Origin of the sequence: Vibrio plantisponsor, from assembly GCF_013041605.1 — a bacterium.
GTDB classification, from domain to species: domain Bacteria; phylum Pseudomonadota; class Gammaproteobacteria; order Enterobacterales; family Vibrionaceae; genus Vibrio; species Vibrio plantisponsor.
In genome coordinates this window covers 201,519-222,178 of record NZ_JABEQC010000004.1, presented here as the reverse complement: position 1 = coordinate 222,178, position 20,660 = coordinate 201,519, and the positions used below count along the sequence as shown (strand labels likewise).

General features: G+C 43.9%; 16 protein-coding genes and 2 pseudogenes. 6 read left to right on the top strand and 12 right to left on the bottom strand.

Annotation, left to right across the window (positions count from 1 at the left end):
• Positions 1 to 58 precede the first annotated feature (58 nt).
• Complete coding sequence (locus HKI82_RS07865; protein WP_171137683.1) at positions 59 to 946, bottom strand: LysR family transcriptional regulator; 888 nt, start codon at positions 944 to 946, stop codon at positions 59 to 61.
• Between the two features lie 93 nt (positions 947 to 1,039).
• Here HKI82_RS07865 and HKI82_RS07860 point away from each other — a divergent pair, with 93 nt between their 5' ends.
• Positions 1,040 to 1,969: a DMT family transporter gene (locus HKI82_RS07860; RefSeq protein WP_171137682.1), complete on the top strand. Its 930-nt coding sequence runs from the start codon at positions 1,040 to 1,042 to the stop codon at positions 1,967 to 1,969.
• Positions 1,970 to 2,127: 158 nt separating this feature from the next.
• Here the strand turns inward: HKI82_RS07860 and HKI82_RS07855 are convergent, their stop codons facing one another.
• The 9 genes and pseudogenes from HKI82_RS07855 to HKI82_RS07820 form a co-directional block, all read right to left on the bottom strand.
• On the bottom strand, positions 2,128 to 3,411 hold the full coding sequence (locus HKI82_RS07855) for a GGDEF domain-containing protein (RefSeq protein ID WP_171137681.1): 1,284 nt from the start codon (positions 3,409 to 3,411) through the stop codon (positions 2,128 to 2,130).
• 886 nt (positions 3,412 to 4,297) lie between these two features.
• Complete coding sequence (locus tag HKI82_RS07850) at positions 4,298 to 6,028, bottom strand: hypothetical protein (RefSeq protein ID WP_171137680.1); 1,731 nt, start codon at positions 6,026 to 6,028, stop codon at positions 4,298 to 4,300.
• 656 nt (positions 6,029 to 6,684) lie between these two features.
• Complete coding sequence (locus tag HKI82_RS07845) at positions 6,685 to 7,659, bottom strand: alpha-L-glutamate ligase-like protein (protein ID WP_042482032.1); 975 nt, start codon at positions 7,657 to 7,659, stop codon at positions 6,685 to 6,687.
• Position 7,660: 1 nt separating this feature from the next.
• Positions 7,661 to 9,169 carry an inactive transglutaminase family protein gene (locus HKI82_RS07840; protein WP_042482034.1) on the bottom strand — a complete coding sequence of 503 codons (1,509 nt, stop codon included), beginning with the start codon at positions 9,167 to 9,169 and terminating at the stop codon, positions 7,661 to 7,663.
• Between the two features lie 21 nt (positions 9,170 to 9,190).
• Positions 9,191 to 9,619 (bottom strand): annotated as a pseudogene (locus HKI82_RS20720) (ATP-dependent zinc protease family protein); the annotation flags it as partial.
• 125 nt (positions 9,620 to 9,744) lie between these two features.
• Positions 9,745 to 9,934: pseudogene (locus tag HKI82_RS20715) on the bottom strand (ATP-dependent Zn protease); the annotation flags it as partial.
• Between the two features lie 216 nt (positions 9,935 to 10,150).
• On the bottom strand, positions 10,151 to 11,122 hold the full coding sequence (cmoB, locus tag HKI82_RS07830) for a tRNA 5-methoxyuridine(34)/uridine 5-oxyacetic acid(34) synthase CmoB (RefSeq protein WP_171137679.1): 972 nt from the start codon (positions 11,120 to 11,122) through the stop codon (positions 10,151 to 10,153).
• A gap of 84 nt (positions 11,123 to 11,206) precedes the next feature.
• On the bottom strand, positions 11,207 to 11,935 hold the full coding sequence (gene cmoA, locus HKI82_RS07825) for a carboxy-S-adenosyl-L-methionine synthase CmoA (protein WP_102941688.1): 729 nt from the start codon (positions 11,933 to 11,935) through the stop codon (positions 11,207 to 11,209).
• A gap of 139 nt (positions 11,936 to 12,074) precedes the next feature.
• Complete coding sequence (locus HKI82_RS07820) at positions 12,075 to 12,938, bottom strand: DUF72 domain-containing protein (protein WP_240956677.1); 864 nt, start codon at positions 12,936 to 12,938, stop codon at positions 12,075 to 12,077.
• A 341-nt stretch (positions 12,939 to 13,279) separates the two neighbouring features.
• On the opposite strand from HKI82_RS07820, the gene aspS reads away from it, so the two are divergent.
• Entirely contained in the window at positions 13,280 to 15,055 is a 1,776-nt protein-coding gene (gene aspS / locus HKI82_RS07815; RefSeq protein WP_102941689.1) for an aspartate--tRNA ligase, read from the top strand.
• A 154-nt stretch (positions 15,056 to 15,209) separates the two neighbouring features.
• Positions 15,210 to 15,788 carry a thymidine kinase gene (locus HKI82_RS07810; protein ID WP_042482044.1) on the top strand — a complete coding sequence of 193 codons (579 nt, stop codon included), beginning with the start codon at positions 15,210 to 15,212 and terminating at the stop codon, positions 15,786 to 15,788.
• A 65-nt stretch (positions 15,789 to 15,853) separates the two neighbouring features.
• On the opposite strand, the gene HKI82_RS07805 is transcribed toward HKI82_RS07810, so the two are convergent.
• Entirely contained in the window at positions 15,854 to 16,486 is a 633-nt protein-coding gene (locus tag HKI82_RS07805) for a YdcF family protein (RefSeq protein WP_171137678.1), read from the bottom strand.
• A gap of 4 nt (positions 16,487 to 16,490) precedes the next feature.
• Positions 16,491 to 17,309, bottom strand: a complete 819-nt coding sequence (locus HKI82_RS07800; protein WP_171137677.1) for an NAD(P)H-binding protein — start codon at positions 17,307 to 17,309, stop codon at positions 16,491 to 16,493.
• Positions 17,310 to 17,559: 250 nt separating this feature from the next.
• Here HKI82_RS07800 and HKI82_RS07795 point away from each other — a divergent pair, with 250 nt between their 5' ends.
• From HKI82_RS07795 to HKI82_RS07785, 3 genes are all read left to right on the top strand, one after another.
• Complete coding sequence (locus tag HKI82_RS07795; protein WP_171137676.1) at positions 17,560 to 18,552, top strand: Bug family tripartite tricarboxylate transporter substrate binding protein; 993 nt, start codon at positions 17,560 to 17,562, stop codon at positions 18,550 to 18,552.
• 87 nt (positions 18,553 to 18,639) lie between these two features.
• On the top strand, positions 18,640 to 19,134 hold the full coding sequence (locus tag HKI82_RS07790) for a tripartite tricarboxylate transporter TctB family protein (RefSeq protein ID WP_171137675.1): 495 nt from the start codon (positions 18,640 to 18,642) through the stop codon (positions 19,132 to 19,134).
• Positions 19,135 to 19,145: 11 nt separating this feature from the next.
• On the top strand, positions 19,146 to 20,651 hold the full coding sequence (locus HKI82_RS07785) for a tripartite tricarboxylate transporter permease (protein WP_102941695.1): 1,506 nt from the start codon (positions 19,146 to 19,148) through the stop codon (positions 20,649 to 20,651).
• The last annotated feature ends 9 nt before the right edge of the window (positions 20,652 to 20,660 follow it).

Sequence of the window (20,660 nt, the reverse complement as noted above, 5' to 3'; positions counted from 1 at the left end):
CGCATAAAAGATAACTTCCAACACTCGGCCAGCTATTTAAACGCTGGCTGAGTGCTTTCTATTTAAAGTGTAATAGCACGAACTCGATGAACAGACGCACTCGCATTGGCAGGTTGTCGCGGTCGCGATACAGCATATGTAATGTGCGGGCTTTACTACTCCAGTCGGGTAGCACGTGATTCATTTCACCCTGAGCTATCATAGGTAGCGCAAAGTAATCTGGTACGTATCCAATACCCAACCCTGTTTTGATGGCGTGAGTTAGCATTACAATTTCATCCACTTCCAGTCTTACCCCCTTATTCGGGTGATAATCAAACTCTTCGCCACTCTCTTTGTGTATCAACTGCCAAGGTATCATAGGGCGACAAATGACTGTGGGATGCCCGCACAACTTATCTGGTGTGGTTATGCCGGAAATATCATAGTCAGGATGAGAGCACAAAATGAAGTGGATGTGCTTTAACGGCCTTGCTATCCAGTTGTCGACCACAGTGTTTCCGACTCTAAACACCACATCCATGCCTTCCGCTTCAATATCAATCAAGGTGTTGGAAAAACTAAGATCTAGCTGAATATCGGGATACTTCAGCAAGAACTCATAAAAAATGGCACGCAGAAACTGAGAGCCTGCATTGATGGGGGCGGAAATGCGGATTTTTCCTTGAGGCTGATACTTATCCCGATGCAGATCCTCGTCAATATCGTTGAGTTCATCAAACAGGGCGACCGAGCGTTGAAAATATTGCTCCCCGATACTGGTCAGAACGACACGATGAGCGTCGCGATTAAGAAGACGAAGTTGCAAATCGGTTTCCAGCTGGCGGATGCGGCGACTCAAAGTTGAGAGCGGCATACTCAAAGATTGGGCAGCGTCTTTGAAACTGCCCAAACGTGCTACAGTACAAAAACAGCGCAGATCGTCTAACGAATAGCTAGGTTTCATTATTGGCATTTACCGTCTTGTTATTGCTTGTTTATCCAACTATTGAAATCAATACACTAAGGAATACATTTTGACAAGTCATCTGGAGTGACGATGAAATCTGATTCAACGATGAAAGCAGTGATCCTTCTTATTATATGTACCTTCTTTTGGGGTAGTTGCTTTCCAATTGGCAAACACGTTTTAGAGGAAGTTCATGCTCTTACTTTGGTGTTCTGGCGCTTCGTTATTGCGGCCTTGTGTCTGGCTGTGTATCTCAAGGCAGTGCGCATACCCAAACTGAACTTGAGTTTGAATCAATGGGTTTGGGTTATTGCCGTCAGCGCCGTGGGAATAGGGGGCTTGAACCTCGGTTTGTTTACAGGCTTGGCTTCTACTAATGCCACTAACGGCTCATTAATTATGGCGCTTAGTCCTTTGATGACCTCTCTTATCGCCTGTGTTGCGTTGCGAACGCTGCCGTCTGCTATGCAGTGTTTTAGCCTGCTGGTCAGTTTGACGGGTGTTCTGATGGTGATCACCAACGGACATTTTGAGGCGCTATTTTCAATGCAAATCAACCACGGTGATAAGCTGATATTCTTCGGAATGCTGGCTTGGAGTTTCTACACATACTTCAGCCAAGGCATCAGTCGTTGGATGCCAGTGATCCCTTATACCTTCGTTGGCATGTTAAGTGGGGCTGCAGTTATTGGTGTGATGTGTTTGGCAACGCCAGCGGTGCATCCATTTGCCGAGTTATGGAATAGTTCTGTGTTGGGTATATCAGAAATATTGTATATAGGGGTATTTGGCACCGTTGCTGGCTATCTGTTATGGCTAAACGGTGTGCGACACTTAGGTTCTGCCAATGCGGCACTGTTTTTCAACTTTGTACCCATCTTCTCTGTATTGACCTCGTATATGCTCGGTCAAGCGGTGACAGAATTACAACTGCTTGGTATTGCCGTCGTTATTACAGGCTTATTATTACCACGTATTTCCCTGTTTAAACGCGAATCTAAAACCTGCTCAGAATCTTAGGTGGGAAGACAAGCATTTCAATTATATAGGCGGAAACTTCCGCCTTTATCGTTCACCCAGCTTGTGATTTTGCTTACTTAACTCAATGCCCAAAGCGTTTAACAAGCTTACAAGGCTAGATATATTTGAGATTCAGAATGTCGCTTAAAAATTAAGACCTAACACTTTGCAAACGAGAAGGCATTTTTGCCGGATTTCTTCACCTTATACATCGCATCATCTGCAATCTTCAGTAGATCTTTCAGGTTATCAGCATCTTCCGGATATGAAGCAATTCCGATGCTGGCATTCACATTAACCATTCCACTAGGCAGAGAAATAGGCTCAGCTAAACTACTCAGGGTACGCTTAGCAATGCTCTCTGTATCGTTAGCACCGAGTTGAAGTATGACAAACTCATCACCACCGACACGAGCCAAAATATCCGATTGGCGAATGACGGACTTAATTCGCTGAGCAACAATTTTTAGTACTTCATCCCCAATATCATGACCATGTTTATCATTGATCTGCTTAAAACCATCAAGGTCGATAAACAGTGCTCGCACACTTTCACCATGTATCGTGGCATCGTTCAAAAACTGCTTTGCGGCTTCTTGCATATGATGCAGGCTAGAAACTTGAGTCAAAGTATCGGTCATGGCGATATGGTGTAAGTTTTCATGTGCCTGTTCTAGTTCCGCCAATGCTTCATAAAGTTCGGTCACATCATACTCAACCACCAGCAATAAAAACTCTCCGGTTAAAGGGTGGCGAGTGCGTCTAATATCAAGTGAATGCTGACGATCACCTTCGGCCGTGCGCATAATGTAATCCCAACGACCGCCTTTTTCCTCGATTGCTTTCGCCAGACATTCTCGCCCCTGTTCGGGAGAGGCAAAACGCGCCACGAACACACTCTGTCCTTCAGGGATTGGTTTGCTGTGTAAATGGGCATAAGTTTCTGTGGCGGCTGGATTTTCAATTACGATCTCGCCAGCATCAGTAAAGGTGGTAGCAGCGACTCGTGTATAACGCATCGCTTCTACCAACAATAAATTTTCAGGCTGCTGACCCAATTCCACTTTTTCGTTAATAAAAGCAATGATTCCACGATGCTTTTCAGGACCCAATAACACAGCTCTGTGCATCATAAAGACAGTTTTGGGTTTTCCGTTAGGGTAGGTTGTCCATGGATCTATCGTCAGACCATTTTTAGCTGCCAGCTCAAATGTCTGCGCCGTTCTATCCTTTGCACCTTGGGTGTCACCAGAGAGGTCTTTATCAATAAGTTGTTGAACATTCTCTAATCCCCAAAAGTCGACGGCGGCCTGATTTCCCCACCACCAACCATGTTTATCGAGGTCAAAAAACCAAACCACATTAGGAATGAGTTCATACAAAGCTAATTCGTCGTGGCTTTTGATATGGACCAAATGGTCGTAGTTACTTTTGCTTTCCATGCGTTAAGTCAACTCATCTACAATGTCTGAAAACAGTAAAATCATCATATCACTGCATTTGAGAGAGAACAGTAGCTCGGTGCATACCTATCTCACACCATTGATAAATCCCTATTGAGATTAGTGAAATCTACATCGAATCTATTCATTACGATGAAGCATGACTATTTTCGCCAATTTGGCAAAACGCTTTAAAACATCAGAGGTACACTGTTCTAGAACTGTTAGAGTCGGCACAATCTAACTCGAAAATGCCCCATTATGAGTTACGGCCCAAAGTTCAAACAATGATGTTCAGGTAGCTTTGATATACAAAAAGTAATGAACAACAATAGACAAGAGCTGGCCCTATTTGTTCACACTATTCAGTTAACATAAGCTTTGCTTTAAGAAAAGTAAGTTTGATGTCATCAGTTTTGGTGAACTTGAACTTGAACTTGAACTTGAACTTGAACTTACCGTTAGTCGAAGTATTAAACCTTTCAAAATAGTATTCGAGTAGCGGATCGTCTCTGCCACCGTGAACCCAAGTGTAGAACTTATCAAGTTCATAACGTAATTCTTTATCAAGGTTAGATCTTATCCTCAGTTCACTATCGTTTTCTAGGTCACGATGTTCATTTTTTGAAGATTCGTCTTAATCTCTTCAATCAGAGGTTGAAGGGATTCTTTATACATATCAGCCAATGGTACAGGGTCAGCGTCGGTTACTTCCGCTTCAAAAATAATAATCAGGTCGTTAATCTTCCCGAACACAAAAAAATGTGGTTGGTGTACCAAGCCGCAAACATATGTCGACCAAAGTTCGTCGGTTTATTGATCTGGTGGTTGAAGAATTACGATGATAGAAGTTAGCCAGCGATATTACATCGCTGGCTTGATAAGCTTAGCCAAGCACATTGAGTTGTTTCTTCAACTGTTGCAGGGACTCTTTGAATTCAGAAACTTTGGCTTGCAGCGGTTTGAGTAGCGTTTTGCGCTGACGCATATTCTTGCTCGATGAAGTGATTCGTTTGCATAGTGCAAAGACGTTAAACAAGATAGCACCAATGACACTGATGGAAAGCAGCGCATCTGAATTGGCAAACATCCCCGCAATGCTAGTGATGAAAAACAGTATGTTCCATCCCCACCAAGCATTGGCTCCTTGTACATCAGAGTAGTTGGCGAACGATCTATCTTTGTACTCTTTATCTTTGGAAATATTGTAAGCATATTCAAAGTAATAGTGGTAGTTATCTTCGCGCTCAAGGTAGCTATCGGCAATCGCTAACCAATCACCCACATCAACGTCACCTAAGATATCTTCAGAAAGAGTAAAGGTTACCGTTTTGCCTGATACATACTCGAGAATTACCTTGCCTTTAAGCGTTGACGAGCGATTACGGTAACTAGAGTGTCGAGTATCATAGGTAGAGTATTGATAGTTATTTCCGCGATAATGTTTGGTTTCGGTCGTCGTCGTGGTGTGACGAGTGACGTCAGAGACATCAGCATTGACCGATTTAGATTGAACTCGAGCCAAAATAAACTCATTGGTTAATGTCCAATGACGTGCGCCACTCAACGCATAGTGATGGGTGTATTGGCCTTGAGAGTGATAAGAGTATATTTCGTCGAGTCGTCGTTGAATATCGCTTACAGAGAGCGAGGTTGGTGCGGAAGCGAATTGTACATGCTCACGTTGTGCCACTTCGTGATTGGTTTCGCTTGCTTCAAGTGTTGGTTCTACTGCGCCAAACTCAGCATTTGAGGCATATTGCGTGGTGATCGCTGGTGGCACTTGTACCGCACTTTGGTTACCACAGCATGTGCAGTATCTGGTGTTCTCGGGTAAGCGTGCATTACACTGAATGCAAATCACATCTGAAGATTGTTTAGGTCGCTCAAGATTGTTGTAACCCAATTGATATTTGGTCACTTTTAATAGCTTGTTGAATGATGCGTTTAACGCCTCATGCTGTGCAGTCGCGAAAGCAAATTTCTTTTTATTTCGTTTTAGTTCCAGGAACAAAACGATGAGTGCGACGGCGATGCTTACCACCCAAGCAGACTCGGAAGCCGAGCGTGAACCGTTAAATAGCGTAATGGCAGATAGAATACCTGCGACAATCCACAGCCAAGGAGTTTTCTTACTCGGGCTTGGGTAGATATTTTCAACCGTATAGCACTGCCCGTCATCACCATGAACAACGACACAGGGCGCGGCTTGGTTGTCTTTGACAAACTTTTTGGCATCGCGGCTTTTTTTGTATAAGAGGGTCATGGTTGTTGGGTAATAGAGCGTGAGAATATCGCCACGACCAATAGACGTAGTGTATTTGTGCTCCGCTGAAATCGAAGTTTCGATGATCTCACCTTGGTTGGTTTCCAGTTTGATCCACCAATATGAGTATTCAAGGTTTCGTGAAGAACTCTTAGAGAAGCGCTTATAAAGTCTCGACTGGAGAACTCGGCCGGTTTTCGCCTCGGCTTCTTTATAGTACTGCTTCACTTCATCGAAAATGTCTGGGCAGACATCTTCTACGCTGTATTTTTTTTGTACGCTGCTGAGTACTTCGCCACAGTCAGCACAGAATTTATCGCCATGAAATATCGTGCTTTGGCAATGTTTCATGTTATGTCCTTATTTGAATAGAAAAAAGGGGCAAATTACGTTGCCCCTTGGAATGAGATAAATAAATGTATGTCGCCAAGTCGTATTGGCTTACCAAAGCCGCGCAGGGTGGCATTACTTTGCTTTAGAATTGTTGCAAACATCATGTAATTGAATCAAGAAGAGCTAGCCAAAAAGTTTAGTTATGTTTTATGAAGTGTGATTTTAATCAACCAGCTGCAATATATTCAACTGTATGGTTACGCATTTAAATTGTTGAAATGTAATGGTATGTGTGATGTTCTGTTGAATATTTATGTGGTAACTCTAATGAATATTTCTTCAGCTTCAAGAGAATCTATCTTCAAATGTTTGTAGAGGCATAACCTTAATCTCTATGTGCGAACATTATGCGACTATATTATCTTCATCTAATGTGTACCACGTATATGACTCACACAAATTACAAAACGCTCTCAAATGATCTATTAGTGTAATGGCTTAGTGAAATTGACCAGTCGTAAATAGGCCAACTGCATTTTTTGCAATATCAGGTGTAATCCGAAAACTCAGAGTGTACTACGGTTCGTAAATCGGAATTGTCCAAAACCCATTCACCCGTACAAAAAAGCCAGAGAATTAATCTCTGGCTTTGTGTTTTAGGAGAAGGGAAGTGTTTACTCTTCTTTGGCTCCAAAATGTTTGGCGGCGTAAGCAACACGCTCTTCTGCTGATGGGTAAATCATCGGCGTACCTAGGCTTTCAATATGTTGCAGACGAGGCAGAAGACCAGCACCGTTGGCGATTTGAATCGCTAGGCCGGGGCGGGCGTTAAGTTCTAACACCATAGGCCCTTCTTCTTTGTCGAGCACCATATCTGTACCCATATAGCCAAGGCCCGTCATTTCCCAAGCACTTGCCGCAAGTGTTAACAAACGTTGCCAGTGTGGTACCTGAAGCGTATTCAGCTCTTTACCGGTATCAGGGTGAAGTGTGACAGGGCGGTTGAACTGAACCGCTCGTACCGCTTTACCCGACGCAATATCAATACCCACGCCAACAGCACCTTGGTGCAAGTTCGCTTTACCATCAGAAGCGGATGTGGAAAGACGCATCATCGCCATTACTGGGTAGCCTTTAAATACGATAATACGTACGTCAGGAACACCTTCGTAACTGAAACCGTCAAAACAGTCATCAAACTTAATCAGGTTTTCAACCACTGCTACGTCGTTCTTACCACCTAAAGAGAACAAGCCCGCCAGTGCGTTACTCACATGGCGCTCTACGTCTTCTTTGTTGATGGTTGAACCCGACGGTTTGGTGTACACGCCATCTTTGTGTGACGTGATAACTAGAATCCCTTTACCGCCGCTACCACGAGCGGGTTTGATAACAAACCCCGGCCAGTCTTTGACCATCTCATGGATATGCTTTACGTCACCTTGGTTGCTCACCACACCAATTAGCTTTGGTACCGTTGCACCGGCTTGTTGAGCAATGAGCTTTGTTTTTAGCTTGTCATCCACCAATGGGTATTTAGAACGGTCGTTGTAGCGACCAATATAAGCGTGGTTACGCTTGTTCATTCCCATAATCCCTTTGCGCTTTAGCTTAAAGGGTGATGTGTATTCTGAGAGATTAAGAAACATATTAATCTCCGTCTACAAGAGGCTTAAATCGACGCAACTCTGTGATGCGGTAACCTGTGTATGTACCTAGAAGCAAGATGATACCTAGAACAATCAGTTGTAGACCGATGAAGTTAAAGGTCAGATGCTGTACATAAGAGTTGGTCATTGCCAAGTAAATTAATACTGCCGTTAGAAGTGATCCACCGCCTTGCAGCACGACTTCTTTCGCACCTTCTTCTTCCCAAAGAATAGACATACGTTCGATCGTCCAAGAGAGGATAATCATAGGGAAGAAAGTAATGGTTAAGCCTTCTGTTAAGCCAATCTTGAAGGCGACAACGGTAAAGATAGAAATTATCAAAATTACCGCGATGATAACGGCGGATATCCTCGCTACCAGTAGCAAGTTAAGCTTGGATAGGTAACTTCGAATGATAAGCCCCGTACCAACGATAAGTAGGAAGCCAATAATACCGGTTGTTAGCTGTGTCTGAACGAAGGCAACTGCAATCAGAACAGGCATGAATGTGCCGGATGTCTTAAGACCAATAATCACACGCAGGAACACAACAATCAGTGCGCCAATCGGGATCAGCATGATGGTTTTAAACATCGCTTGCTCTTCAAGTGGCAAGCTGTGAATAGAGAGGTTTAATAGACCGTCAGCATCAACTTTGTTGTCGGTTGCTTGTTGTGGTGACACTTCTTGCGCGATCATGCTGAAGTGCACTTGGCTGTTACGTCCGCCAATCACATCAAGTAGCGATACGTTCGATTCATCCCAAACAAGTAGGTTTGGATGAGAAGGCTGAGTCCCTGTTTCTGGGTTGAAAAGAACCCATTTCTTGCCATCCCACACTTGGTTCATGTGTTGAATAGTCTGGCGACGACGCCCATCTTCAAGATGAATAACACCCACAACTTTGTTTGGGATCTGAGCATAAGAAAGTAGCTTTTCCGCCGCTTCTACTTTACTCATCTTATTAGTAAGCAATGCTGCGTTTTGGCTTTCAGAATCGTTCAGATTTTTGATTAATTCACGCGAGAAAGAGATATCGTCAGCAGAGCGTTCGGTAGCGCGGTTAATCAGAGCAATGGCGGCAGTTTCAACAGGACCTTCAAAAGTCGGCTTAACAACTTCTTGCATTGGAGGAACGGTGGTGACTTTTGCTTGAGGGTCTACAAGAAACTGAGTCTTGTAGTAAATCGTTTGAGGACCTTGAGCTTGTCGGATAGACCATTCTGCGCGTCGGCCAGATTGGTCACTGACATAGGAAACACCATAGCCGGGTGAAGAGGCGGTTTCGCCGATAAGTGTGTAGCCATTTTGAGTGTGAGGAGCGGCAAGAGAAACCTTAGCTTCTTTGCCTAATGCGTTAAATTCTATCCTAGCTTCAATATCCCAAATCTGGCGGGTTTCACCTGGGGTCCAAGGTACTCCATAATTTTGATGACGGAGTACGCTCAATGCAATCCCAGCTGCAATCAGTAAAAAAACTGATAGATAAAATGGAACTCTTGACGTCATAAGTTACCTTTATTTTTGTTATTAATTTGTCTCTGTATGAATGTACTTACGACTCACATCCACTACAGCTATATCACGAATAAACTCGCGCCCTAGCAAGATAGGATGGCTCATTTGAGAGCGGTCTGCCAGCGTAAATTCTGTTTTTTCGTTGATGCTACCAATTTTAACCCATAGCTGAACAACTGCACGTCTTTCAGTCTCTTCATTGGTTGATTGGCGGATTCGTACGTAACGTACAATTGGCGATTCTATCCAATTAGAATCATCAGGTTTGTTCTCTCCGTCTGATAAATGGAAACGAACCCATTGCTTGCCGTTGCGCTCAAATTCCGAAATATCAATGGCGTTGAGTGAAGACGTCGCTGCGCCAGTATCGACACGGGCATCGAAGATTTGGTCAAGCGCTTTGATTTCTACGTGTTCGATTTCACCCAGCACCAGTTTATGTTGCGGTTGTGGCTTAGACACAAGTAGTTGTTTAGAGGTAGGAGACTTCTTATTAACACTTTTCGGTACACGCTTCTCTGCGATGACTTTTAGTCCTTTCACATCATCCGCTAAAGTCAGAACTTTGCTTTCTAGGCTATCGATATAGTCATTCTGATTGCTAAGTTGAAGCTGTAAATTGGTTATTTCGTTAGTGATTTGGGCATTTGACTGCTGAATCGCAGTAAGAGTAGCTTGATGATATTCATCACCATTCATTAGGGTACAACCAGAAAGAAAGCCTAGAGCTACGATTGGTGCTATGCGCTTAAACATTTACGGCCTTATTTATTTGTTTTTACTGTGATATTTGATGAGACAAAGATGACGAATTCATCCTGCGGGTAGGATAACTTTGAAAGAGGATGAGAGAGTTAAAACTGTGTCAAAATATCCCGATTTACTGGTTTCTTGGGCTCTCTCTTAGCTTGCGGTACCACATAAAGTTGCAGTGCTGCAACTTTATGTAGACTCAGAACGATACGAAAATGATTAAGGGTTTTTAGCAACCAGAATTGCACGACGTGGTGCTGGATAACCTTCGACCGTTTTGGTCGGATCATTCGGGTCGATGTAATCTGGCAGAGAGTTGTGCGTCATCCATTCGGTGCTACGTTGTTCACCAAGTGATGTCACGTTCTCATCAACGATTCTCACGTCTTCAAAGCCCACTTTTTCTAACCATGCTTTTAATGCTAAAGCGGATGGGAAGAAGTAGACATTGCGCATCTGTGCATAGCGGTCAAACGGAACCAATACGGCGTTTTCATCGCCTTCGATGACAAGTGTCTCTAATACTAATTCACCACCAGACACAAGCTGGTTCTTCAATTGAATCAAATGATCAATCGGGGAACGACGGTGATACAGCACACCCATGCTAAATACAGTATCAAACGCTTTCAGTTCAGGAAGTTGCTCAATACCAAGAGGTAGTAAGTGCACCTTCTGGTTGTCACCCATCAGCTTACGTACAGCTTCGAACTGGACTAGGAATAACTCAGAAGGGTCAATACCAATTACTTGATATGCACCTTCACCGAGCATGCGCCACATGTGGTAGCCGTTACCACAACCCACATCCAATACGGAACGGTTCTTTAACGGTGAAATATGAGGAAGCAGACGATCCCATTTCCAGTCTGAGCGCCATTCGGTATCGATATGAATACCGTGCAGGTGGTAAGGACCTTTACGCCAAGGGTGGAAAGTCTTGAGCAAGTTCTCCAGTTTTTTCTTTTCACCATCAGACAGAGGTTCACTGTTGCTGACAGTTACCGACTCTTTTAGGTCTATATGATCAGGTTGTGAGCTAGAAATTTTGTTTAAAGCACGCAACCAGCGATCCAAGTCACCGTGAGGTTGTTGTTGCCAGTCAGTAAGTTGTTGAGGCAAGACATTAAGCCAAGGTTGCAGGCGTGTGTCTTGTGCAAGCAATTGATAGACATTAGCAAAATTCAACATGGAGAATCCTAATCAAAAAATTTGAGACCCTAAAAACAATAAAGAGAAGCTGAAGGTAAGGGCAGTACTTCAGCTTCTGAAATCTTATTTAATGGCAAACATTGAGCCAAAGTTAAAGCACTGGAACCAAACTTCGAAGCTGGAGAAGCCTAATTTTGCGAAACGCTCTTTGTGCAGTTCAATCGAATCTGGACGCATCACGTTTTCAATCGCGCTGCGTTTTTGGCTGATTTCCAACTCGCTGTAGCCGTTTGCACGTTTGAAATCATGGTGCAGGTCGATTAGCAGCTCATGAGCACTTTCGTTATTGAATACAAACTTCTCAGACACAATCAAAATGCCACCCGGACGCAATCCTGCATAGATTTTTTCTAGCAGAGAGTAGCGGTCTTCCGGTGACAGAAATTGCAGAGTGAAATTCAGTACCACCATAGATGCATTGCTGATTTCGATATCGCGGATATCCGCTTCAATCACTTCTACTGGGGTATCAGAGCGGTAAGCGTTGACGTGCAGCTTGCAGCGTTCAACCATCGCATGAGAGTTATCCACTGCGATGATGTTACAACCTTCTTGCTGAATATGGCGACGCATGGAAAGCGTCGCAGCACCAAGCGAGCAACCTAAGTCGTACACTTGTGTGTTCGGTTTTACAAATCGTTCAGCCAACATACCAATAGCAGAGATGATGTTGCTGTATCCCGGAACCGAGCGTTGAATCATGTCTGGAAAGACTTCAACCACGCGCTCATCAAACGTGAAATCGCCAATCTTATCGATTGGGGCAGAAAAGATAGTGTCTTTTGGGCTCATGGTTGACCTCACGCCGAAGCAAAATGCCTACTTAAACAGTAGATGGTTCAAGAAAAGGCGCGTATTTTATGAAAAAATGTGGCGTCTGTCATTAAATGCAGCTTATGTATTTCTTTCTAAAACGCCGAAGTACTTTTTTCTAAAACATACTTAGCTGATTTGTATCGCTTTGAGCAGGGAATACCGCTAAATCCGGCAGAGCAGTAACGCTTTGTAAACGCTGGTAAATCGCCAGTGCTAATTCCGGAGCGTAGTTGTTGTCTGGGGTGTGAATCATCACATAAGGTTGCTTGCCCTCAGCAATCCAAGTCGGCAGCTTTTGAACCCAAGGTTCGAAGAATGGCATGTTGGCGTCCATGTCAGGGTGTCCGATAAAACGAATCATCGGTTTATTCCCTGTCGAAATCGCATGAACCGGCACTCTGGGCTTTTTCTGCTGTGCATCAATAATGGCTTCGGATGTGCGTTCTGCCGAGAAGAGAGGGCGGCTATCCATAATGATGCGGTCGATATTTTCTTCGTTCAGCCATTGATTTAACGCTTTCTCTGCTTCCCCTTTAGCGAAAAAGCTTGGGTGTCTTACTTCCACACCCAAAGGAAACTGCGCTGGAAAATAGCGTCGAAACTTTTTTAACTGCTCCAGATGAGTTGGACCAAAAGCAGCAGGCAGTTGAATGGTCCACATACCCACTTTGTCATGTAACGGTTCCATCAGGCTCATGAAGGCTTTCAGTTCGTCCTGACAACCATTCAACATGCTCTGGTGAGTAATGGATTTCGGCAGTTTAAACGTAAATCGGAATGACTCAGGTGTTGCCGCTTTCCAATTGTTGACTGTCGCAGGTGACGGAGAGGCGTAAAAGGTGGTGTTACCTTCTACCGTATGAAATACCTGAGCGTATTTTTCGAGTCGCTGAGATGCTTGAGTACCACTTCCGTAGAAATGCTGCTGCCAGAAAGGGTGAGACCACATCGTCAGTCCGAGTCGAAGAGGGTATTCCATTGCATCCATAGCCAGTGTTGTTTGCTCTTTTTTGTTGTTTATCGTCACGAGAGTTTTGAAGAATACGATACTTTAGCGCTATAATCAGCGCCAATTTTTCCATGTTGCAGATGCTATTGTCGCTAAAATGGCGGTTTATTGTACTAAATGTCAGCAACGATGGATAAAACACAACAAATTGTATTCTGGAAGGTCGATTTTATACGTCTTTCAGCGTATAAATGGAACTTTTCCGTGGCAGAGTCCTTTCTTGAAGAAAAGTTGTTGTTTACAACTGCTTCAACAGAGCCGACTGTGTCGCATAGAATTTGATGACTTATTAAGAGATTGGGAATTTCATTATGCGTAGCCATTATTGTGGTCACCTGAACAAGTCCCTTGCAGGACAAACTGTGGAGCTGTGCGGTTGGGTTAACCGTCGTCGTGATTTAGGCGGTCTTATCTTCATTGATATGCGAGATCGTGAAGGTATCGTTCAGGTGGTTGTTGATCCGGATATGGCAGACGTCTTTGAAGTTGCTAACCAACTTCGTAATGAGTTCTGTATCAAGTTGACGGGTGAAGTTCGCGCTCGTCCAGAAAGCCAAATCAACAAAGACATGACAACCGGTGAAGTAGAGATTCTGGCGACTGGCCTTTCTATTATCAACCGTAGTGATGTGCTGCCTCTAGACTTCAACCAGAAGAACTCAGAAGAGCAACGTCTGAAATATCGTTACTTGGACCTACGTCGTCCAGAAATGAGCGACCGTATTAAGCTACGTGCCAAAGCATCAAGCTTTGTTCGCCGTTTCCTAGACAGCAACGATTTCCTAGATATCGAAACACCAGTACTGACTAAAGCAACACCTGAAGGTGCTCGTGACTACTTGGTTCCAAGCCGTGTTCACAAAGGTAGCTTCTACGCGCTTCCTCAGTCTCCTCAGCTATTCAAACAGCTGCTGATGATGTCTGGTTTTGACCGTTACTACCAAATCGTTAAGTGTTTCCGTGACGAAGACTTACGTGCTGACCGTCAGCCTGAATTCACTCAGATCGATATCGAAACTTCATTCATGAGCGCAGAACAAGTTCGCGCTGTGACTGAAAAGATGATTCGCGAAATGTGGTTAGAGCTGAAAGGTGTAGACTTGGGTGAGTTCCCAATCATGCCTTACTCAGAAGCTTTGCGTCGTTTTGGTAGCGATAAGCCTGACCTACGTAACCCGCTAGAGCTAGTTGATGTTGCTGATCTGCTTAAAGACGTAGATTTCAAAGTATTCTCTGGCCCAGCAAACGATGAGAACGGCCGTGTTGCTGCTCTACGCGTACCAGGCGGTGCGGCACTTAGCCGTAAGCAAATCGATGAATACACGTCATTCGTAGCGATTTACGGTGCGAAAGGTCTGGCATGGATGAAGGTGAATGATCTAGCAGCAGGCGCTGAAGGCATTCAATCTCCAGTAGCGAAATTCCTGACTGAAGAGATCATTGCGTCAATCATCGAACGTACTGGTGCTCAAAATGGCGATATCATCCTATTTGGTGCAGACAAAGCGAACATCGTTGCTGAAGCAATTGGTGCGCTACGTCTGAAAGTAGGTAAAGACCTAGAGCTAACCGATACTTCAGCTTGGGCTCCGCTATGGGTTATCGACTTCCCAATGTTTGAAAGCGACGGTGAAGGTAATGTTGCAGCAATGCACCACCCATTCACGTCTCCTCTGAACATGACTCCAGAAGAGTTGAAGGCGAACCCGACTGCTGCGCTATCTAACGCATACGACATGGTACTAAACGGCTACGAAGTGGGTGGCGGTTCTGTACGTATTCACGATGCGAAAATGCAGGCAGCGGTATTCGATATCCTAGGTATTGAAGCTGACGAACAACAACTTAAGTTCGGTTTCCTATTGGATGCACTTAAGTTTGGTACGCCTCCACACGCGGGTCTTGCATTCGGTCTTGACCGTCTAGTGATGCTGCTATGTGGTACAGATAACATCCGTGATGTTATCGCGTTCCCTAAAACAACTGCTGCTGCGTGTCTGATGACAGATGCGCCAAGTTTGGCAAACCCAGCGGCTCTTGAAGAGTTGGCAATTGCTGTAACTGTTGCGAAAGAAAAAGCAGAGTAAATTCTGCATTGATTTGAGGGTGGCTAACTAGCCACCCTTTTTATTGTCTAACTGATAGTTTTATTGTCTAACTGATAGTGGATCAAAGTAAGCATTCTCTTTGCTTTGTATAATCCCGACAAAATGATTTTGAATAAGATAGGAAATTTGTCCCTTGGCTCAGATGTATTTTTACTACTCTGCAATGAATGCAGGTAAATCAACCACACTGCTGCAATCGTCTTTTAACTATCAAGAACGTGGGATGACACCTGTTATCTTTACCGCAGCAATTGATGACCGCTATGGCATTGGTAAAGTGAGCTCACGTATTGGTCTGGAAGCAGAGGCACATCTATTTCAAGCCGAAACCAACCTTTTTGATGTGATAAAAAGTCTCAATGAAGATGAAAAGCGTCACTGCGTGCTGGTTGATGAGTGTCAGTTCCTGTCTAAAGAGCAGGTTTATCAATTAACAGAAGTGGTTGATAAGCTTCATATCCCAGTACTGTGCTATGGCCTGCGTACCGACTTTCTTGGTGAATTGTTTGAAGGTAGTAAGTATCTACTTTCATGGGCAGATAAGCTGGTGGAACTGAAAACCATTTGTCACTGCGGACGCAAAGCGAACATGGTTATCCGTACCGATGAACATGGCAATGCGATCTCCGAAGGTGATCAGGTTGCGATTGGTGGCAACGACAAATACGTCTCTGTATGCCGAATGCATTACAAAGAAGCATTAGGTAAATAGCGAAAAGCAGATAAATAAAAGGATGGGATTGCCATCCTTTTTTAGTTCATAAACGAGGGCCTGTATTAAGCTGCTAAAGGTTTTAATGCCTGATAGGCTTGCAATACATCTTCAGGGATTTCCTGCTCAATCTGGAAGCCTTTCGCAGGGTAATTCTGAATACGTTCAAAATCACCAATCAGCGCTTCGACAACGAAGTCTAATGTCAGGTCTTCAGTCAGATAATCAAAGAAACTATTCGCTTGAGATGTGACTTGCAGTGATTCCAGTTCTTCTGGCCATTGCTGCATGAAAGTCGCATAGGCTCGTCTTTCCATATACGGCTTTTGAACCAAGATGATTTTTTTAGCTGTGATGCCTTTTTTCTTTAAAAGCTCATAGGTGAAAAGTACGTTTTCACCGCTGTTAGAAGAGCGAGGCTCCAGCAATATTGCGTCACTTGGTAAGCCGCAGTCTTTTGCTACTTCAGCAAAAGTCACTGCTTCGCTGCGCTCAAACAATCCTTCAGTGAAACGACCATGACCGCCAGAGAATACAACCAAAGGAGCCAAGCCTTGATGATAAAGGGACGCTGCAACTTCGGCGACACGGGTATCGTTGCTTCCAAGAACAATGAGGACATCGGCTTTTTGTAGCTGATGGCCCATTTGCATATATTGCCAAAGCGTTTCTAAATGCTGATAAATTCGTTTACTCATCGCCTTACAAGGCCTCCAGAGTGTGAGAATAGTGAAACTTGTATCCCGCTTTAATGAGTTTGTCGCTGACAATTCGCTTGTCTGCTACATCAACAATCGGAGGGAGTTCTTCATCCAAATTTGCGGCTTTAAGAGCGGCTTGATAGAACTCGGCTTTGCTTACTGTCGCAGGAGTGGTGGCATTGACTACCGTATGGTTGAGGTGCTCGATAGCAAAAACCGTCGCTCCGATAGCATCATAAAGGTGCAGCATGTTTGCAGGAGCCAATCGACTGACCTGTTTTAACCTTGAAGCAAAGCGGGCAGGGTGGCGATCGGGTCCAATAAGACCACTGCATCGAACAATGACGTAATCCAAGCCAGAGTCTATTACAGTTTGTTCTGCCTGCAACATCTTCTTCGCATTGGCTGAGAATTCATCGTTATTTGTAGCCAGTTCAAGAGAAGCATCCTGTTCATACATATCTTGAGCGCGGTCTGGATAGACGGTGGTTGAACTTATCATGACCAACTTACTGACTCCCGCAGAGTTCGCTCGCTCAGTTAAAGCTTGCCATTGGGTAATGTATTCATCCCCTTGTCCACGGCGAAAGCCAGGAGGAAAGCTACCAACAACGGTATCAATGTTGTATTCGGCAAGTGTGTCAGCAAGCTTTTGCGGGTTATTGAGGTCACAAACAAAACCGGCGATTCCGTTTTGTTTCAGTTCTGACAGACCTAAGTCAGAGGTTCTACTGGCGAACACCGAATAGCCTAGTTTATCCAGTTGCTTGGCTAACGGTAGACCCAACCAGCCTGCTCCAATAATAGCGATTCGTTTCATTGCGTTACCTTTAAAAATGGCTGTAGCCAAATACTATCGCTTGTACCACTGAAATACTAATTGTTCTCTGTAGAAGGGCGATTACTAAAATTCATTAACGCCATTTTCAGCATTAAAGAACTAGTCTTAAGAGTTTTAACTCACAAATAACATTACAGCTCTCATGGATAATTAATTCATCGACGCCAAGCTGATGAAAATAAATTAGCGAAGTGTTGGATAGTTTCCAATAACAATAATAGGAATTTCCATGAACATGAATATCAAAAGTGTAATGATTGGTACCGCCCTAGCTTCTGTCGCATTTATGCCGTTGAGTAGTGCAGTAGCAAAGGACTACCCACCTAAAACTATGTCTTTTGTTGCTCCAGCTGGTGCTGGTGGTGGCTGGGATTTAACCATCCGTACAGTCGCAAAAACTCTGAAAGATACTCAGCTAGTTGAATCCAATATGCCGATTACCAACCGACCTGGTGGTGGTGGTGCAGTAAACTTGGCTTACATGCAGACTCAAGCTGGTAAAGACAACTTAATCTCGGTTTACTCTCCACCAATTCTGCTTACTCATTTAACCGGAGCAAGTAAATATAGCTACCAAGATACTACGCCACTTGCTCGATTAATTACCGACTATGGTGCGTTTGTTGTTTCTAAGGATTCTAAATATACCTCAATCAAAGAAGTGATGGATGCTCTAAAAAAGGATCCAAAATCCGTGAAAATTGGTGGCACTTCTTCTGCGGGTAGTATGGACCACATTCAGTTCCTAATGGTTGCTAAGGCTGCTGGTGTACCTAAGTTAAATCAGATTGACTACATCTCTTTCCAAGACGGCGGTGCGGTTGCTCAAGTATTGGGTGGACACGTAGACCTTATTTCTACAGGGCTTGGTGACGTAGTTCAGTTGGTGAAAAGCGGCAACCTACGCGCATTAGCACAGACGGCAGACAAGCGTGTTGGTGAAGGTGCTATCGCGGATATCCCGACAGTGAAAGAGCAAGGTATTGATACAACGTTTGAAAACTGGCGTGGTCTGTTCGGACCAAAAGATATGCCTGATTACGCAGTTGCTTACTGGGGCACAACACTTAAAAACATGGTTGAGACGCCTGAGTGGGCTGAAGCTCGTAAACGTAACGGTTGGGATGGCGCATATCAAAATGGTGAAGACTTTACTAAGTTCTTAGCCAAAACAAACGATCAATATAAAGAAATTTTAGACGAAATTTTCGCTAAAAAATAATGTTCCGTTTCTATGACATAAGAGGGGAATATTCCCTCTTATTCTTGATTTAAAAATAATTAAATCTAGCAATAAGGTCTTGTTCCTATGAAGAAAAATGATGTCAGTCCTAATTGGGACGCATTCACAGGATTATTTGCAATAGGCTTTGGCGTTATTTACGGTTATATGTCGTATTCGATGCCAAGAGCTGCATTTGGTAATCCTATGGATCCAATATATTTCCCTCTTGGTATATCCGTAATTTCGTTTTTAATTGGCGTTCTTTTACTGGTTAAAAGTAATTTTAGTGCTTCAGTACAAGCATATAAAAACTTAATCAATGAAGATGCTAGTAAGAAAAATGACCGACGCCGTATTCTATATACCTGTCTGCTTTCAGTTGGTTACGCTCTTATATTTGAACATCTGGGATACGTTATCAGTACATTTCTATTTATGGTTGTAATGATGACTATTACAAGCGGAAAAGACATGTGGAAAAAAAGTGTTGTGATTTCACTGTTATTTGCCGTAGGTGTTTATTTCATATTTAACACGCTATTAAGTATTAGCCTTCCACCATTACCATTCGGGGAATAGGGTGAACTATTATGATGGATATTTTATCTAACTTGATGAATGGATTTGGCGTTGCTTTACAGCCTTACCATCTACTACTTGTGACTGTGGGCGGTGTACTGGGTACTATCGTCGGTATGCTACCTGGCTTAGGCCCTGCAACGGGTGTTGCGGTGCTATTGCCTATGACTTTTGCGATGGGACCTACGGCAGCATTGATCACCATGACCGGTGTGTACATTGGTGCAATGTTCGGTGGTTCACGCAGCTCTATTTTGATTAACACTCCGGGAGACGGTGCCGCGCTGGCCGCAACGTTTGACGGCTACCCAATGGCAATGCAAGGTCGTGCTGAATCTGCACTGGCGATATCTGCCATTGCATCATTAGTTGGCGGTACTATCGCTGCTATTCTGATGACACTATTGGCTGAACCTGTGGCGAGTTTCGCCTTAAAATTTGGTCCTGCTGAGTACTTCTTGTTAATGGTTGCTGCGCTTTCCATGACGGCTTCTATGTCGAAAGGGAACATGCTCAAAGGCTTCTTATCTATGGTGATCGGTTTAGCAATCGCCACCATTGGTATCGATGCGCAATCCGGTGTTGAGCGTTTTACTTTTGGCAACCTTGAACTTCAAACAGGTGTCGATTTCCTTGTGGTGATCATTGGTATCTATGCGCTAGGTGAAGTATTTAAGAGCTTCCGTTCATTAAGCGAAGGCACGAAAAAGGCGCAGACTAAGTTCAAACGCATTTGGATTAGTGGTGACGATTGGTCTCGTTCTAAATGGCCGATTCTACGTAGTGCTCCAGTAGGGTTCATTATCGGTTCTTTACCTGGTGCTGGCGGTACTATGGCATCGCTTATGTGCTACAACAATGAGAAACAACTCTCTAAAAACAGCGAAGAATTTGGTAAGGGTGCAATTGAGGGGCTGGCTGCACCAGAATCTGCAAATAACGCAGCGTCTATCGGTGCAATGATTCCAATGCTATCACTAGGTGTACCAGGGTCTGGTACGACAGCTGTAATGATGGGTGCGCTATTGATGTTGGGTATTCAACCTGGGCCGCTTCTATTCACCCAGTACCCAGAAACAGCATGGGGCCTAATCGCTAGTATGTTTGTTGCTAACATCATCTTAGCGGTAGTGAATATCCCACTCGCGGGTGCATTGGTTCGTGTGTTAGCGATTCCGCCAAAAATGCTTTACCCAATTGTGCTAGGTCTTGCGTTCATTGGTTGTTATGCAATTAGTAACTCAGTTATTGATTTCTACATCCTAGCTATCTTAGGTGTTGCAGGGGTAGTGATGAAGCGTGCTCATGTACCAACAGCGCCGATGATTCTTGCTTGTATCGTAGGTGGCACGATGGAGCAATCATTCCGTCAGGCATTTAGAATTTCAAACCAAGAATTGTCGATCTTTACACACTCAACCGTTGCTCAAGTGCTTATTGCTATTACAGTATTGTCAATCGCGTTACCTCTGATTGGTATGCTACGTAATCGTAAACAACAAACTCAAGTGGCTTAAATGGTATCG